At 62.4% G+C, this 16,193-nt stretch carries 16 protein-coding genes; 9 read left to right on the top strand and 7 right to left on the bottom strand.

The features are described from left to right. The first annotated feature begins 58 nt into the window (after positions 1-58). A complete protein-coding gene (locus H3Z74_RS07895; RefSeq protein WP_229726967.1) occupies positions 59-997 on the top strand; it encodes a tetratricopeptide repeat protein in 939 nt (312 codons plus the stop codon). A 585-nt stretch (positions 998-1,582) separates the two neighbouring features. Further along, positions 1,583-1,870, top strand: a complete 288-nt coding sequence (locus H3Z74_RS07890; RefSeq protein WP_187763354.1) for a hypothetical protein — start codon at positions 1,583-1,585, stop codon at positions 1,868-1,870. 9 nt (positions 1,871-1,879) lie between these two features. Here the strand turns inward: H3Z74_RS07890 and H3Z74_RS07885 are convergent, their stop codons facing one another. Next, positions 1,880-2,452 (bottom strand): Lrp/AsnC family transcriptional regulator, encoded by a 573-nt coding sequence (locus tag H3Z74_RS07885; protein ID WP_229726966.1) that lies wholly within the window; start codon positions 2,450-2,452, stop codon positions 1,880-1,882. A 37-nt stretch (positions 2,453-2,489) separates the two neighbouring features. On the opposite strand from H3Z74_RS07885, the gene H3Z74_RS07880 reads away from it, so the two are divergent. Genes H3Z74_RS07880 through H3Z74_RS07870 form a run of 3 tightly spaced genes read left to right on the top strand, consistent with a single transcriptional unit; the run spans position 2,490 to position 5,033 of the window. Then, complete coding sequence (locus H3Z74_RS07880; RefSeq protein ID WP_229726965.1) at positions 2,490-3,662, top strand: MFS transporter; 1,173 nt, start codon at positions 2,490-2,492, stop codon at positions 3,660-3,662. 4 nt (positions 3,663-3,666) lie between these two features. Continuing rightward, positions 3,667-4,260: a glutathione S-transferase N-terminal domain-containing protein gene (locus H3Z74_RS07875; RefSeq protein ID WP_187763352.1), complete on the top strand. Its 594-nt coding sequence runs from the start codon at positions 3,667-3,669 to the stop codon at positions 4,258-4,260. Next, positions 4,260-5,033, top strand: coding sequence for a class I SAM-dependent methyltransferase (locus tag H3Z74_RS07870; RefSeq protein ID WP_187763351.1), 774 nt, complete (start codon positions 4,260-4,262; stop codon positions 5,031-5,033). The genes H3Z74_RS07875 and H3Z74_RS07870 overlap by 1 nt, the downstream gene beginning before the upstream one ends. Before the next feature lie 71 nt (positions 5,034-5,104). Here H3Z74_RS07870 and H3Z74_RS07865 read toward each other — a convergent pair whose 3' ends face one another. Together H3Z74_RS07865 and H3Z74_RS07860 are read right to left on the bottom strand one after the other, a co-directional pair. Then, complete coding sequence (locus H3Z74_RS07865) at positions 5,105-5,497, bottom strand: response regulator transcription factor (RefSeq protein ID WP_187763350.1); 393 nt, start codon at positions 5,495-5,497, stop codon at positions 5,105-5,107. 44 nt (positions 5,498-5,541) lie between these two features. After that, a complete protein-coding gene (locus H3Z74_RS07860) occupies positions 5,542-6,594 on the bottom strand; it encodes a sensor histidine kinase (protein WP_229726964.1) in 1,053 nt (350 codons plus the stop codon). Positions 6,595-6,840: 246 nt separating this feature from the next. On the opposite strand from H3Z74_RS07860, the gene H3Z74_RS07855 reads away from it, so the two are divergent. Both H3Z74_RS07855 and map read left to right on the top strand, forming a co-directional pair. Then, positions 6,841-7,053, top strand: a complete 213-nt coding sequence (locus H3Z74_RS07855) for a ParD-like family protein (protein ID WP_187763349.1) — start codon at positions 6,841-6,843, stop codon at positions 7,051-7,053. Then, positions 7,050-7,838, top strand: coding sequence for a type I methionyl aminopeptidase (map, locus tag H3Z74_RS07850; RefSeq protein ID WP_187763348.1), 789 nt, complete (start codon positions 7,050-7,052; stop codon positions 7,836-7,838). The genes H3Z74_RS07855 and map overlap by 4 nt, the downstream gene beginning before the upstream one ends. Before the next feature lie 69 nt (positions 7,839-7,907). Here the strand turns inward: map and H3Z74_RS07845 are convergent, their stop codons facing one another. After that, on the bottom strand, positions 7,908-10,169 hold the full coding sequence (locus H3Z74_RS07845) for a CHASE2 domain-containing protein (protein WP_187763347.1): 2,262 nt from the start codon (positions 10,167-10,169) through the stop codon (positions 7,908-7,910). Positions 10,170-10,371: 202 nt separating this feature from the next. Between H3Z74_RS07845 and H3Z74_RS07840 the strand changes: the two genes are divergently transcribed. Then, positions 10,372-10,953, top strand: a complete 582-nt coding sequence (locus H3Z74_RS07840) for a CC0125/CC1285 family lipoprotein (RefSeq protein ID WP_187763346.1) — start codon at positions 10,372-10,374, stop codon at positions 10,951-10,953. A gap of 250 nt (positions 10,954-11,203) precedes the next feature. Here H3Z74_RS07840 and secA read toward each other — a convergent pair whose 3' ends face one another. From secA to H3Z74_RS07825, 3 genes are all read right to left on the bottom strand, one after another. Then, positions 11,204-13,939 (bottom strand): preprotein translocase subunit SecA, encoded by a 2,736-nt coding sequence (secA, locus tag H3Z74_RS07835; protein WP_187763345.1) that lies wholly within the window; start codon positions 13,937-13,939, stop codon positions 11,204-11,206. A 98-nt stretch (positions 13,940-14,037) separates the two neighbouring features. Beyond that, positions 14,038-14,316: a hypothetical protein gene (locus tag H3Z74_RS07830; RefSeq protein ID WP_187763344.1), complete on the bottom strand. Its 279-nt coding sequence runs from the start codon at positions 14,314-14,316 to the stop codon at positions 14,038-14,040. A gap of 111 nt (positions 14,317-14,427) precedes the next feature. Next, entirely contained in the window at positions 14,428-15,090 is a 663-nt protein-coding gene (locus H3Z74_RS07825; protein WP_187763343.1) for an energy transducer TonB, read from the bottom strand. Between the two features lie 92 nt (positions 15,091-15,182). Between H3Z74_RS07825 and ppk2 the strand changes: the two genes are divergently transcribed. After that, complete coding sequence (ppk2, locus tag H3Z74_RS07820) at positions 15,183-16,109, top strand: polyphosphate kinase 2 (protein WP_187763342.1); 927 nt, start codon at positions 15,183-15,185, stop codon at positions 16,107-16,109. Positions 16,110-16,193: the final 84 nt, after the last annotated feature.

Raw genomic sequence — 16,193 nt, 5'->3', positions numbered from 1 at the left:
CACTAGCACGGACATGGCTTTACGCCACCCTTTCACGTGGTCAGGTGCAGGAACGGCAATGGATCAGACCAGCAATTCTTCGCGAACCGGCAAGCTGATCATGGGCTTTGCGGCAATCGTCTTGATCGTATCGATCGGCTACGCCTCGTTGCGCGGCAGGAACGATGCGGCAAGGCCCCTCACCGACCCGGTGCCGATGGTTGCGGACAAGCCAGGCAGTCTCGCCATGTTGCGCGACCAGGCGCGGGCATCGCCCGACAATGCCGAGGCCTGGCACGCGTTCGGCGCGGCAGCGTTCGAGCAGCAGCAATTCGCCGAAGCCGTGACTGCCTATGAACATGCTACCGCCCTCGCGCGGGAGCGTGCCGATCTCTGGTCCGCGCTGGGTGAGGCGCGCGTGATGAACAGCCCGACCGACCCGATGCCGGCCGTGGCCGTCAGCGCGTTCGAAAAGGCGATGGCGATTGATGCGAAGGATCCGCGCGGCCGGTACTTCCTGGCAGTGAAGCGCGACCTGTCGGGCGATCACAAGGGCGCGATCGACGACTGGCTCGCGCTGTTGCGCGATACGCCGGCGGGTGCGCCATGGGAAAGCGACCTGCGCCGCACTATCGTACAGGTCGGCAAGATCAACGGCGTGGACGTCGAGTCTCGACTCGCCGCGATCAGCTCGGCCGACGCGCATGCGGGGCTCGGCGTGACATCGACCGCCAATGCCCCGATCCCCGGCCCCTCGGCCGCGGAGATCCGCGCCGCCGCCGCGTTGCCGCCGAGCGAGCAGAACAATATGGCCCGCGGCATGGTTGCGAGCCTGGAAGGCAAGCTGAAGGCCAACCCCGCCAATATCGATGGCTGGGTGATGCTGATGCGCAGCCGGATGATGCTCAACGAACCCGCCGGCGCCATGGCGGCGCGCAAGGCGGCGATCGCGGCCAACCCGGGAGCCAAGGCCCGGATCGAGAGCGAGGCGGGCGCATTGGGCGTGCCGGCGGGATAATTTGAACCAGCGACGGCCGGGAGGCGGCGATTCGCATCGCCTTGCGACCGCTGTTTACCGGGAATAAAAAAACCACCCCTGTTAAGTTGGATATAAAACCCTGATTTCGTTTTTATTTTCAATGCCTTGATTGGAATTTCCGCTGTTATTGATAACAGCGGTGGAGCAGCGGAAGAACAGGGGTCGGCTCCCGCCCGAACAGGGGTGAGAGAAGTGCGAAAATGATCCAGTCATGAGAAAGAGCAGGCCGAGCCGCCGATGGCGCCTCGTCCGGGTGCACTGTGTCATGGTGTAAAATGACATTGAATCGGCGCGATCCGGCTTCAATGATCGGCGTGGACCATAAAGCGAAGTCGCAAGCGACCGACAAAGGATGTTGCGCGAGCAAACGGCCATCCAGTTCGCGGTGTACCGCGGCCGCGCTGTTCGCGAGCATGACACCCTTTCCACCGATAGCGTCGTCAACATATGCCGGGCGTGCCGGTTTCCAATCCAAAGCCGCCGGTTGGTACCATTGCCCGTTTATCTCACGCTTGGCCCGCATATACCGCTCGCGTTACAGACCAATTTTTTTGCGGAACTCCGATGGCGAAGAAGCACTATCTGACAGCCACCCTGCCGGACGGCTATATCAAGACGATCGGACCCACCCCCGTGGAATTCTCGCATTATTGGAGGATCGTCGCGCATCTCTCCAAAGGGGGGACCGAAATATTCTGGGGTCATACAAAGTCGTTGGCCGAGGCAAAGAAGAAGCGGAACGCGGCAATCGAGGCGGTCGATCGGCGCGGCTGGAAAGCCTATGATTTCGACGTCGTCGAGTTGGTGAAGACGTTCGAACAGCCCGGTCGGACGATGTCCAACGGCAACTGAGCCGGGCCGTCAGACAGGGTGAAGTTCCCCCGTGTCCGCGAAATCGGTGATGCCGGCCTGCGAGGTGCGTTCCAGATATGTTGACAGGACAACATAGCTGCGGGTGCTCCTGATGCTCGGCATCGCATAGAGCCTTGCGAGCAAAGCCTCCAATGCCAGGCTCGAGGCGCAACGGACCTTGAGCAGCATCCCTGTGTCGCCGGCGACCGAGTGGATTTCTTCCACTTCGGGCAGATCGGCCATCGCCATCAATTCCTCGGTTTTGCACCAGCCAGTGTTGTCGACATGGACGAAGGCCAGAAATGGCTTACCGATTGCGGCGGCGTCGAGCACCGCGACCGTGCGGCGCAGGCACCCCGACGCGCGCAGTTTCTTCACGCGGTCGTGAACCGAGGGTGCAGACAAGCCGACCATCTGGCCGAGCTCGACATAGCTGACGTCCGCATTCGTAGCGAGTGCGCCTAATATTCTTCGGTCAAAAGTATCGAGTGGCCGTACGATTGTCGGCACTTGCCGAATGCGATCTGTTTTTTCGGCGTTCGGCATAATCACCCTTTCCTGAATGTCATTCGTGCGTTTCAATCATAGTCCTAATGAAATTTAGAACAGGCATATGTTGATGCGCAAGCTTCTCCCGCTGGCCGGATCGATTGCGGTGATCGGCGCAAACTCGCTGGCGCTGAGTCCGATCGCCGGCACAGTCGCGCGCTCTTTCGTCGGTGTGGACGCGCCGGGCGTGATGAACGCCGCCATCCTCTATGGGCTTGCGACAGCCGCCAGTGCTCTGGCGCTCGCCCCTGCAATCGATCGGATCGGCCACCGGACGGCGCTCATCCATTCTCTGGTCGCCCTGACAGCGGCGCTCACCCTGTCGGCCTTCGCGCCGAACCTGCTGGTGTTCTGCCTTGCCCAGGCGCTGGCCGGCCTGGCTGCCGGGTGTGCGCTGCCGGCGATCTATGCGCTGTCGGCGCTGGTCGCCGAGAAAGGGCGCGAAAGCGAGACACTGGGATGGGTGCTTACGGGATGGACCGTCAGCCTCGTGCTCGGCGTCAGCCTGTCGGCCATTGTCGCCGATTTCGCTCATTGGCGCTTCGTGTTCGCAGGACTCGCACTCGCGGCGGGCTGGCTGGCAGCGAAGGTGGGTCGCGGCCCGGACCTGGCATTCCCGGCGCCTTCCCCGGTTGCTCTGGCGGGCACGAATTCACCGCTGACCGCGCTCCGCGTGCGCGGCGTTGCGCCGGCACTACTGGTTGTCGCCACCTACATGACCGCTTTTTATGGCCTTTACGCCTATCTTGGCCTGCATCTCACAGGAGTCCTGCACCTCTCGACGGCGGCCGCCGGGCTCGCGCCCGCAGCTTATGGCATCGGCTTCGGGGTCGCGGCGTTCGCGGATCGCTTGCTGGACCGCTATGGTCCAAATATTGCCGCCCCGGTCGCGTTCGTGGGTCTCGGGTTGGTCTATTGCGCGCTGGCCGCGGCTTCGGACCATGCCGCGGTCCTCATTTTCCTTTGCCTGGCATGGGGTGTCGCCAACCATATCGGCCTGAACCTGATTGTCGGTCGGCTAACCGCGCTTGATGCTGGCCGGCGCGGTGCGATTCTGGGCCTTTACAGTGCCGTCACCTATCTCGCCGTTTCTGCTGGAGCATTCTTCTACCGGCCATGGTTCGAGCAGTTCGGCTTTGCCGGCTGCGCGCTCGCATCCGCCTGCTGCATCGCGCCGGCGCTCGCGCTGTCGTTGCACGGTCGGCAAAAATCCCCCTCGCTCACTCGCAGGAATGGAGGTTGATCCGATGAAACTGTTCTTTGCTCCAGAATTCAGCAGCCTTGCCGACCATATCGCGCTGCTGGAGACCGAAACCGCGTTCGAGATCGCTGAGGTCGACCTCGAGTCGAAGCGGCTCGGCGACGGCAGCAATTATCTCGAGGTCAATCCCAAGGGACTGGTGCCGGCGCTGCTGTTCGACGACGGCGCGGTGTTGACGGAGAATGTGGCGATCCTCGCCTGGAGTGCCGACCGTGCTTCGCATCTCATGCCACCGGGGGAACTCGGCCGCTACCGGCTGCTGGAGATGCTGAGCTTCATTGCCAGCGAGATCCACAAGCGATTCCCGATCTATTTCTCGCTTCCCGAGGATGCACGGGAGGCGATCGGCGACGACATTGTGCGATGGTTCGGCTTTCTCGGCCCGCGCCTCGATTACGGCTATCTGTTCGGCGAGGCGTTCAGCGCGGCGGACGCCTATCTGTTCGTGATGGCGCGCGGTGCGCTCGCGATGGAATTACCCCTGGGCGAGCCATATCCAGACTATGTCGCGCGCATCGAAGCACGACCCGCCGTGCAGGCAGCACTGCGCCGTGAGCGGGCACCAGGAAAGGCACAATGATGGCCCTGGATCGCGCAGCCTTTTACGATGCCGAACTGCAACGGTATCAGCAGCATTTCCGCGCCGCGCTCAACGTCGGGCTGCAGGACCGCATACTCGATATCGGCTGCGGCGCAGGAAAATCCACTCGGGAAGCGGCCCGCGCCGCGGCGGAGGGAAGCGCGTTCGGCGTGGATGTATCGGAAGACATGCTCGACGTCGCGCGCCGGCGCAGTGCGGAAGCGGGGCTCCGCAACATCAGCTTCGACCTCGGCGATGCGCAGGTTCATGACTTTCCGGCCGCCCATTTCGACCTGTGCATCAGTCGTTTCGGAACGATGTTCTTCGCCGACCCGGTTGCCGCCTTTGCCAATATCGGCCGGGCGATGCGCCGCGGCGCTCGCCTCGTGATGATGGTGTGGCAGGACCGCGAGCGCAATGAATGGGCGGTCGCCATCCAGCAGGCGCTGGCGCTGGCCGGAGAGCCTTCGACAACGGCGAGTCCCGCATTCTCGCTTGCCGATCGCGCGGTCACGTCGCGCATCCTGAGCGCGGCAGGCTTTGCCGCAATCGACTTTGCCGACATCCACGAACCGGTCTTCTATGGGCCGAATGTCGATGCCGCGTATGAGGCTGTGGCCGGGCTGTTCCTGTCAAAGGATAAGCTGGCCGGTACGAGCCCGGCGGCCGACGAGGTGCACCAGCGATTGCGCACCTTGCTGAAGGCGCGTTTTACCGTCGACGGCGTGCTGTTCGATTCGCGCGCCTGGATCGTGACTGCGCATAGAGCATAGCGCCCCCGAAGCCATTTCAGGCCGTGCCCCGCTCGCTCGCATGCATCAGAATCGACCGCCATCAGGCGGGTTCAGCTCGGCTGATCCGAGACGACCAAAAGCGAAGAAATGGCAACCACCAACTGGGAGCCCGCGAACGGCTTGGCAATCATCGTGCTGCCCGGCACACCTTGCGATGTCCAGTCATGATCACTCGCCGCGCTGACATAGACCACCGGCAAGCCACCGATCGACTGGCGTGCAGCTCTGGCGACTTCCCAGCCATCCGGGCCCGCGCCCAGGTTCACATCGGTAATCAGGCCGCGCAGCTCGGCGCCATGCGCGGCAAGCAATTGCAAAGCCTGTTCGCCATTGTCGGCGACCACCAGGTTGAAACCCGCCTCCTCAAGGTCGATGACCACGAGGTTCTGAATCAGTGGCTCGTCTTCGACATACAACAGGAGTGGCGCTGCCGGATCGGGCATCAAGGGTCGCTTTCTGACGAGATCATTGCCCGCCGAACAAGTCGTCAGGCTAAAAGTGCCGTTGATGCACCTTCATGGTGAATAATCGCCACTCTCGTTCCTGGGCTCAAGCCGGTGATCGTTACCGTTGCGTTCAGCTGTTTGGACAGCGCGTCAACGATGCCGGTACCAAGGCCGGGTTTTCGCGTGATGTGATCCCCCGGCATGCCGACACCATTGTCTTCGACCGTCAGCCGCCACCCCGTCGGCCGCGACCAATATTCGACCGTAATTTTCCCCGATCTTTCACGTTCGGGGAAAGCGTGTTTCAGCGCGTTGATGACCAGTTCGGTCACGATCAGGCCGAGACTGACCGACACCTCCGACGTGGTGATGCTGTCATCGACGATCGCGGTAAGGGTCAACAGATCATGATCGTAGATCATCGACGCGCCGATACTGTCGCAAAGGTCGGCGAAGTAGGGCAGCAGCACCACGTCGCCCGACTTGGTCGCCGCGAGCTGACGCTGCAGCGTTGCGATGGACATCACACGGTGATGGGCATCATTGAGATGGCTGCGGGCCTCATCCGACTGCACTTTGCGCGCGCTTTGCATGAGGACGCTGGCGATAATCTGGAGGCTGTTCGCCACGCGGTGCTGAAGCTCCTGCAACAGGACCTGCTTTTCGCGAACGACATCATCCTTGAGTTTTTCCGCGAGGCGCATGTCCGTCACATCCAGGACCGCCAGGGCGATCCGGACCTCGTCGGATCCGAGATAATCGAGTTTATGGGCGTTCAAGATCAACGTTCGTGTCGGCTGGCCCAGACGAACCAGATCCAGTTCATACGCCTTGATCGCCGCGTTGCCGGAAACGGTTGCGCGAAGGAGCGAGCGAAGCTGCGGCAGGCCCCACTCCCCGGTTCCCAGTGCGACCAGTTCAGCGCCCACCACCATATCGGGGTCGAGGCCGAAGGCAGCGCAAAACGAGCCGCTCGCGGCTTTGACGACCAGATGCGCGTCGAGGAGGAGCAGGGGTGTGGCCGACGAAAAGACCAGCGCCATGCCGAGGCTGCTGGCGGCCGCTTCGTGAGGTAGGGGCGTAAAAAATTCCACGGCCGAAGCCTTCGGAAGCCGGAGACTCGCGGAGCGAAAGCCATACCCGGTAGCAACTTCTGGGGCGCTTATCTCGATACGCTTGCCCAAAGATGCGCAACAATTCCCTACTACCACCAAATGCGGGCCAAACCCTATCTTATTCGAAAGTACCGTCTGGGGTGCCGGCAATTGCGACACGAACCCTGGCATTTCTATATACGCAAATGTATATGATCCATATACGAATCATATATGGAGATTCCGATGGGCATCGTGAACATCGAGGATGATTTGCACGAACAGCTGCGCCGCGTGAGCAAAGTATCGTGTCGTTCGATCAACGCGCAGGCCGCCTATTGGATCAAGGTCGGCATGCTATGCGAGACCAATCCGGCGCTCAATTTCACTGAGATCATCGGGCGCGAACTCAGTTCCGCAGGCGTTTCGGTTCAGTCGCCGGCGTTCGGCGACACATGACGAAGCAGCCTCAGGAACTGGCGTTGCTGGCCGAATCCGGCCGGCTACTGGCGTCCGTATTCGAACTGCTGGATCGAACCTCGCTCGCCGGCGTGTCGACGCTTGAGATCAATGACATGGTCGAGCGTTTCATCGTTCACGACCTCCAGTCCCGGCCCGCGAGCAAGGGTCAATATGGCTATGGTTTTGTGCTGAATTCTTCAGTGAACGATGTGGTCTGTCACGGCGTCCCATCACGATCGGGCGTGCTGCAGGACGGCGACATCGTCAATTTCGACATCACGCTCGAGAAGAATGGCTATATTGCGGATTCCAGCAAGACCTACCTGGTTGGTGCGGTAAATCCAGCCGCCAGGAAGCTGGTCCAGACCACGTACGAAGCCATGTGGATGGGCATCCGGGCGGTTCGGCCGGGCGCGCGGCTTGGGGACATCGGCTGGGCGATCGAACGACATGCCAAGCGAAACGGCTATTCCGTGGTACGTGAATATTGTGGCCATGGCATCGGCCGGGAAATGCATGAGGAGCCGCAGGTCCTGCATTTCGGAAAGCCGGGCACTGGCCTCCCCCTGCGTGAGGGCATGGTCTTCACGATCGAGCCGATGGTCAATCGAGGCAGACGGAGCGTGAGAGCCGAGGCTGACGGCTGGACCGTCGTGACGAGAGACGGATCGCTTTCCGCACAATTCGAACACACGGTTGCCGTCACGGCTTCCGGCGTGTCGGTGCTGACGCTCCGTCCCGACGAACGAGGCATGATGGGCAGGATGAAGATTGTAGCCTGAGCGCGCCATGGAGCGCCTGTCGCGAATTGCGCACATTTCGCAGAGCACAAGCTGGCCGAGACAGCTTTTCTATTTCTCGGTCGCCTCGAACACCCCATCCCAATTCCCCGAAGGTGGATCGGCCTGGAACCGCCCGACCCGCTCCCGCATCAAACAATAATGTTGCGCCAGCCCATGAACCGCGGCGTCAGCAGCGCCGACATCGAGCATCCCGGCCGCCATCGCCCAATCCTGCGCCCAATATGCCTCGATCATCCGCGCATGCCGATCGGCAAAGGCCCGATAGTCCGGCGTCGTCGCCAGCGCCTCGTCGCCAAGCAGTGCGAACACCGTCTCCGGCGCGTCGCGGCCGACCACCCGCACCCGGTCCAGCGTCACGATCGCGAAGTCGGGAAGATGCTGCTGCAACGCCTCCCCCATCGCAATGCGCACGCCATAATATTTGGTCAGCCCCTCGATCCGCGATGCGAGGTTCACCGTATCGCCGATCAGCGAATAGGACAGGCGCTGCGCCGATCCCATATTGCCGACACAGCATGGCCCGGCGTTGAGGCCGATGCCGATATTGACTGTGCCCGGCCAGGGCTCAGTGCCTTGCGTTGGCATGTCGATATTGAGCTGTTCGAGCCGCGCGACCATCGCCAGCGCGCCGCGCGCCGCATTGGCATATTGGTCCGGGTCGTCGAGCGGGGCGTTCCAGAAGGCGAGGATCGCGTCACCGATGAACTTGTCGATCGTCGCCTTGCGGTCGAGCAGGATGTCGCACATCGGGGTCAGGAACGCGATCAGGAAGCGGATGATCTGCTTGGGGGTGAGCGTTTCCGAGATGCGCGAGAAACTGCGAATGTCGCAGAACAGCACGGTCATCTCGCGCTCTTCGCCGCCCAGCTCGAGCTGGCCGGGATCATCGACGATGCGCTTGACCAGCGTCGGCGAGAGATAGCGATCGAACGCGTGATGAATATAGGCGCGCTGCTGTTCCTCACGGTAATAGGTAAAGCCGGTGCTGCAGATATAGACGAGGACCAGCGCGAGCACCGGATAGGTCGGATCAAGCAGGTAATGCTGGCGCGAATAGGCGAACCAGCTGCCGGCCAGCATGGCGCCGACCAGCACCAGCCCAAGCATCGCGCCCCGCGTCGCGCCGAGGCGCGGCAGCAACAGCGCCATCGACAGGCCGAGAACCAATAGAAGGGCGCGCTCGAGGCCGACCGCCCAGTCAGGCTTGGTGACGAACTGGCCGAGGATCATCTGCTCGACCGCCTGGGCATGGACCATCACGCCAAGGTCGTGATCCTGCATCGGGGTCGAGACGAGATCGCGCAGGCCGACCGCTCCCGCGCCGACAAAGATGATCCGGCCAGCGAATTTCTTCTCCAGCTCCGCCTGAGTCAGTGCACCAGAGAGGATTTTCCAAGCCGGCACGATGCGGTCGGGGCGCGGCGGTGTATAGTGCATCCACAATTCGCCAGCCGGGGTAGTCGGTATCTCGAACTGGCCGATCTTGAGCGAAACGACCGCCGCGCCCGAGCCGCCGAGTTCGCCGCTGGCGTCGCTCGACTTGACCATCACCGACCCGGCCCCTTGTGCGGTGCGCAGCGCCTCGACCGCAAGCGAGGGAAGCAACTGCCCGTTCTGCGACGCGATCAGCGGGGCCTTGCGCAGGATGCCGTCGCTGTCGCCGACCAGGCTGACAAAACCGAGCCCCCTCGCGGCATCGCGCAGCGGGGCGATCGGCTGGATCGCATTGCTGTAACGGGTGACGCCGGCATCGGGTTGCGACCCGGCGACCGCCATCCCGGCCTTGGGTTCGACTGTCGGCCCCTTGCCGCTGCGCGTCAGGAAATAGCCGAGCGTGACCGGCGACATGGCGATGGTCTGCGCAAAGGCAGCGTCATTGTCCGGAAGCGAGCGCAGCGCCGCAAGGACCGCGGGCGCGCTGTTGTCGCGCTGCAACCGCTCGGCCAAGCGCGTCGGCGAGGTCCGGTCGCTTTCCGAAAAGACGATATCGAAGGCAATCGCCGAAGCGCCGGCATCAGTCAGGATCCGGGTCAGGCGCGCGACATCGGTGCGCGGCCAGGGCCATTGGCCAAGGCGGCGGATCGTCTCGTCATCGATATCGACGATCCTGACCGGCGCATCCTCAGAAGGCCGCGGTGTGGCGCGCTGATAGCTGTCGAACAACAACAGGCCGACCCGGTCGAGCGGCGCGAGGCCGATAAATTGCAAGAGCGCGACGAGCAGCAGCGCGGCGACGCCGGGCAGTACCAGCACGCCCTTGCCGCGCAGCAGTTTCCGCAACGGCATGCCCGCCATTTCGCCCTTCCCCATTTCGTCGCATTTTCGACGATTTGGGTACCCTAACACAGAGAATAACGCTTGCGAAACGACCCCATTAAGCCGTTAGTCAGGTTCGGGAAAACAAAGTGAAGCCGTAAAAATCCTCACCGGAAACTTACGGCTTTTGGATCGTTCCACCGTTAACGGCATATGCGGCTCGTTCAATCGCATCTTGCCGTATTGGAGAAATCGAATGTCTGCCTCCCCGCTCCGTCGCCGCCTTGCCACTGCCGCCCTTGCCTCCGCCCTTCTGGCCGTTGCCGGCTGTGCGACCGAATCCACCTACCGCCCGGCTACCGGGACGGGCTTTGCCCGCTCCGGCTATAGCGACCGTCAGGTCGAGCCGAACCGCTATCTCGTCAGCTTTTCGGGCAACAGCTACACCTCGCGCGACACGGTCGAGCGCTATTTGTTGTTCCGCGCCGCCGAACTGACGGTGCAGAGCGGCAATGATTATTTCATCCTGACCGAGCGCGACGTCGATCGCCAGACGCGCACCTACAGCACGCCGTCCTTCGGTGGCGGTTTCGGCGCCTATGGCGGCTGGGGCCCGAGCTGGCGCTATTATGGCCGCGGCTATGGCTGGCGCAGCTGGAGCCCGTTCTGGGGCGATCCTTTCTTCGACCGCGACATCGACGTGCGCACGATCGACCGGTTCGAGGCGACTGCCGAGATCGTGACCGGCAAGGGTCCGAAGCCCCGCGACAATGTCCGCGCCTTCGATGCCCGGGCGGTGATGGACTCGATCGGGCCGAGCGTCGTTACGCCGAAATAAGCGCCGGTTTCACGAAAAAGGGCCGCGCCGACCCAGGTTGGCGTGGCCCTTTTTTGTGTGTCCGCTGAACCAGCGAGCGTGAGGCACTTGCCTCTCCCCGTTCGTGCCGAGCTTGTCGAAGCACCCCTCTCTCACTCTCTACCGTCGAGAAGAAGAGCGGCCCGCTTCGACTTCCTGCCAAGCCAGGCGCTCAGAACAGGCTTCGACAAGCTCAGGGCGAACGGCGTTTCGGGAAGCGATGGAGCCCCTCTCAAACCGCGCCGTGGCAATGCTTGTATTTGCGCCCCGACCCGCAGGGGCATGGCGCGTTGCGGCTGACCTTGCCCTCCCAATCGGCGGGATCCTCGCCGATTTCCGCACCGCTCGGCAGCGGGATCGACAGCGGCGGGAGTCGTGTGGTGATCAGGCCCGAACCGGCATCGATGTCATTGGTATCGTCATCGCCCGAGAACGGGTCGAAATGGGTGGTGATGAAATCGGGCAGGTCGGGCAGCGGCGGCGGCACGTCGTTCATCTGGAACTGCGCATAAGCGATGGTCCGGGTCACATCCTCGCGAATGCTGTCGAGCATGCGCTGGAACAGCGAAAAGGCTTCCTGCTTATATTCGTTGATCGGGGTCTTCTGCGCATAGGCACGCAGATGAACGACCTGGCGCAGCGCATCGAGCGTCGCCAGATGCTCCTTCCAGTGATGATCCAGATTCTGCAGCAGGATCGATTTTTCGACCTGGATCCAGGTTTCCGGATCGAGCTCGCTCGCCTTCTGGACAACATGCGCGTCGGCCGCTTCGCGGACTCGCTCCTCGATCATCTCCGGATCGACTGCCTCTTCCTTGAGCCAGTCGTCGAGCGGAACGTCGATGTTGAGCATGTCGGCGAGTTTGGCCTTCAGCCCCTCCGCATCCCATTGCTCGGGATAGCTATTGGGGGGGCAGGCATCGCCGACGATCGCGTTGACCGTCTCGGACCGCATATCCTCGACCACGTCGCCGACCGTTTCGGCATCCATGATGTCGCTGCGCTGCTCATAGACGACCTTGCGCTGGTCGTTCATCACGTCGTCATATTCGACGACCTGCTTGCGGATATCGTAGTTGCGTGCCTCAACCTTCTTCTGCGCGGTCTCGATCGCCTTGGAGAGCCATTTCGAGCCGATCGCCTCGCCGTCGCCGATGTTCGAACGCATCATCCGCGCGAACAATGTGTCGGGTCCGAAGATGCGGAGCAGATCGTCATCGAGGCTGAGATAGAAGCGTGACAGGCCGGGATCGCCCTGACGCCCCGAGCGGCCGCGCAGCTGATTGTCGATGCGGCGGCTTTCATGGCGTTCGGTACCGAGCACGAACAGGCCGCCGGCGGCGAGCACATTCGCTTTCTCATTCTCGATCTCGGCCTTGATCCGCTGGATCGCGGCGTCGCGCTCCGGGCCTTCCTCGAGGTCGGTCAGTTCGTCGTTGATGCGGAATTCGAGATTGCCGCCAAGCTGAATGTCGGTGCCGCGGCCAGCCATATTGGTGGCGATGGTCACCACACTCATGCGCCCCGCCTGCGCCACGATATGCGCCTCGCGCTCATGCTGGCGCGCGTTGAGCACTTCATGCTTCACGCCTTCCTTGACCAGGAATTCGCTGAGCAGTTCGGACTTTTCGATCGACACGGTGCCGACCAAGACCGGCTGGCCTTTTTCGGCGTGGAACTTGATCTTCTTGGCGATCGCCTGGAATTTGTCGGCGGTGTCCTTGTAGAATTCGTCTTCCTCATCGACGCGCTGCACGCCGACATTGGTCGGAATGGTCACGACATTCATCTTGTAGATGTCGAAGAACTCCGCCGCTTCGGTCGCCGCGGTGCCGGTCATGCCCGACAGTTTCGGATACATGCGGAAATAATTCTGGAAGGTGATCGAAGCCATGGTCTGGTTCTCGGGCTCGATCTCGACGCCCTCCTTGGCCTCGACCGCCTGATGAAGGCCGTCGGACCAGCGCCGGCCATCCATCATGCGGCCGGTGAACTCATCGATGATGATGACCTTGCCGTCTTTGACGATGTAATCGGTGTCCGCCTTGAACATCACGATCGCGCGCAACGCCTGGTTGAGATGGTGCACGACCTGGGTGTTTTCGAAGTCGTAGAGATTCTGCCCCTCGAGCAAGCCGGCCGCTTCAAGCATGCGCTCGACTTTTTCGGTGCCGTCCTCGGTCAGGATGATGGTCTTCTGCTTCTCGTCCTTCTCGTAATCGCCCGGGACAAGCTGCTTCACGACCAGATCGACGCTTCGGTACAGGTCCGACTTGTCGTCGGTCGGGCCGGAAATGATGAGCGGCGTGCGCGCTTCATCGATCAGCACCGAATCGACTTCGTCGACGATCGCCATCGCGAAGGGGCGCTGCACCATCGAGGTGCGTTCGTATTTCATGTTGTCGCGCAGATAATCGAAGCCGAACTCATTGTTCGTGCCGTAGGTGATGTCCGAATGATACGCCTCGCGGCGCTGCCCATCGGTCAGGTTCGGAATGATCACCCCGACCGTCATGCCGAGGAATTTATAGACCCGGCCCATCCACTCCGCGTCGCGCGCCGCGAGATAGTCGTTGACGGTGATGACATGCACGCCCTGCCCCGGCAACGCGTTGAGATACACGGCGAGCGTCGCGACCAGGGTCTTGCCCTCGCCGGTGCGCATCTCGGCGATCTCGCCACGGTGGAGCACGATGCCACCGATCATCTGCACATCATAATGACGCTGGCCGAGCACACGCTTCGCCGCCTCGCGGACCGTGGCAAACGCCTCGGGCAGCAGGTCGTCGAGCTTGCTGCCATTCGCCAGCCGCTCGCGAAATTTAGCCGTCTGGCTGGCGAGCTCTTCGTCCGACATGGCCGATATGGTCGGCTCGAAGCCGGCGATCTTGTTGACGATCGACCCGAGCGACTTGACGTAGCGGTCGTTCGAAGAGCCGAAAAGCGATTTGGCAAGGCCGCCGAGCATGGAGAATTCCTGTAAATCTGGGGATGTCGCGGCGGAGCACGCCCCGACCGTCGAAAAGGAGAATGACGAAAAATGGCGCGGTCAGGCGCCTGCGCGTCTCACTCGCGCAATTTGCTCAGATAGAGCGGGACCGGGGCGAAGATCGCCAGATCCGGCGCCACGATCCGCACCGAAGCGGTCGTGGCGAAGCGCGGCTCGGCCACGAGCGCCAGCCAGGTACGAAGCTGCCGCACGGCCGCATGACGCACCGTGGCCGAGGCCTGTGCACCGGCAACCGCGCCGGCGCTTTGGTGGAATTGCGCTTCCGGCGCGCGCACGCCCGAAATCGCGCCGGTCAGCGCGCTCAGCAGAGCAGAAAGGAAAAGCAGCAATTGCATAGCCGTGAACGCATGTAGTGCGCCGGACGCCGGTCGTCCATCCGTTACGCGCGGATCAGGATTGTGCCGGTACGAGGCTAAAGCTGACCAGCATGGTTCCCGACCTCGCCCTCAATCTTCAATCCGCCAATGGACCGGGCGCATCTGGAAGTCACCCCACACTGGTTCGCCATCCACCCCGCGCGCGGGCGTGAAGCGACCATTGCGCAGGGCGAGCCGGCAGGTCGCGGCGTCGAGCCAGCCCGATCCGCTGCTCGAAACCAGTTCGCATTTCCTTGGCCTGCCGGACGGGTCGATCCTCAGGCTGATCACGACCCGGCCCTGCTGATTGCGTCTGCGCGCCTCCGCCGGATAGGAATCCTCCGGAAACCAGTCGCCCATATTGCCACTCGGCACGGGCGATGTCGCCGTCGACGTGCGCATCTCAACGGGCGGTGGCGGTGGTGGCACGGTGACTATGGCGGGCGGCTCGGATCCGGCAGGAGGCGCGGCCGGAATCGCGACCGGCACCGGGCTGGATGGCGGGCTGTACGATGGCGGCGGCGTCATCCAGCGGGTGAAGAGTCGCTGCAGATCGTCCGAATGCCCGGCCGCCAGAACCGACACCAGCATGATGATGGCAAGGATCAGGATGCAGCAGATCGCCAGTACCGCGATCATCAGTCCCTTGCCTTGATCAGCGATCAGACCAGCGCGCGGTTTATCAGGGGGCTCTTCGGTCATCGTCGCAATCCGGTCACCCTTCGCAACCTGATCACCGCCTGTGCCTGCCATAAGCGCTCCCCGGTCCTTCCTATCGTATCGCAGGTCATACCAGTGTCATGCGCATCGGCCAGTGAAAGCGTTCACGATACCGGAAGACCAGCATGGCGTTCTCGCTCGACCCCGCTTCCTCGGCTGAAATGGACCGCATCAAGCAGGAGATCGCCGACAGTTTCGACGAGGAACTGGAGATGGAGATCGACGAGAGCCGGCTCGAAACGCTGCTCGCCGACCTGTCGGACCATCCCGACCGCGAACAGGTCGAACGGCGAGTCTATTTCCGTGAACTGTTCCGGCTTCAGCATGAACTGGTCCGGCTGCAGGACTGGGTCCAGCACAAGGGGCTGAAGGTCGTCATCATCTTCGAGGGCCGCGACTCCGCCGGCAAGGGCGGTGCGATCAAGCGCATCACGCAGCGGCTCAACCCGCGGGTATGCCGGGTGGCGGCACTCCCCGCGCCCAATGAGCGCGAGCGGACGCAATGGTATTTCCAGCGCTATACCGCGCACTTGCCCGCAGCGGGCGAGATCGTGCTGTTCGACCGCAGCTGGTACAATCGCGCCGGGGTGGAACGGGTCATGGGCTTCTGCACCGAGGACGAATGCGAGGAGTTTTTCCGGTCGGTTCCGGAGTTCGAACGGATGATGGTGCGCTCCGGCATCATCCTGCTGAAATACTGGTTCTCGATTACTGACGAAGAGCAGCAGTTCCGCTTCAACATGCGCATCCACGATCCGCTCAAGCAGTGGAAACTCTCGCCGATGGACGTCGAATCGCGCCGCCGCTGGGAGGATTATACCCGCGCCAAGGAAACGATGCTGGAACGCACGCATATCGCCGAAGCCCCGTGGTGGGTGGTGGAGGCGGTCGACAAGAAGAAGGCGCGGCTGAACTGCATCGCGCATCTGCTCGACCAGATTCCCTATGGCGATGTGCCCAAGGCGCCGGTGACGCTGCCGGATCGAGTGCGGCATGACGATTATATCCGCCAGCCGGTGCCGGCCGAACTGCATGTGCCGGACCGGTATTGAAACGAGCCCGCCATTAAGCGGATAGGCCCGACGCTGCGTTAGGGTAGACTCACCGCCGGCGGCATGGGCTCAGGGGATGAACGG

The organism is Sphingomonas alpina (genome assembly GCF_014490665.1).
Taxonomy (GTDB): domain Bacteria; phylum Pseudomonadota; class Alphaproteobacteria; order Sphingomonadales; family Sphingomonadaceae; genus Sphingomonas; species Sphingomonas alpina.
The sequence above is the reverse complement of the archived record's forward strand: the minus strand, read 5'-3'. Positions and strand labels throughout refer to the sequence as shown.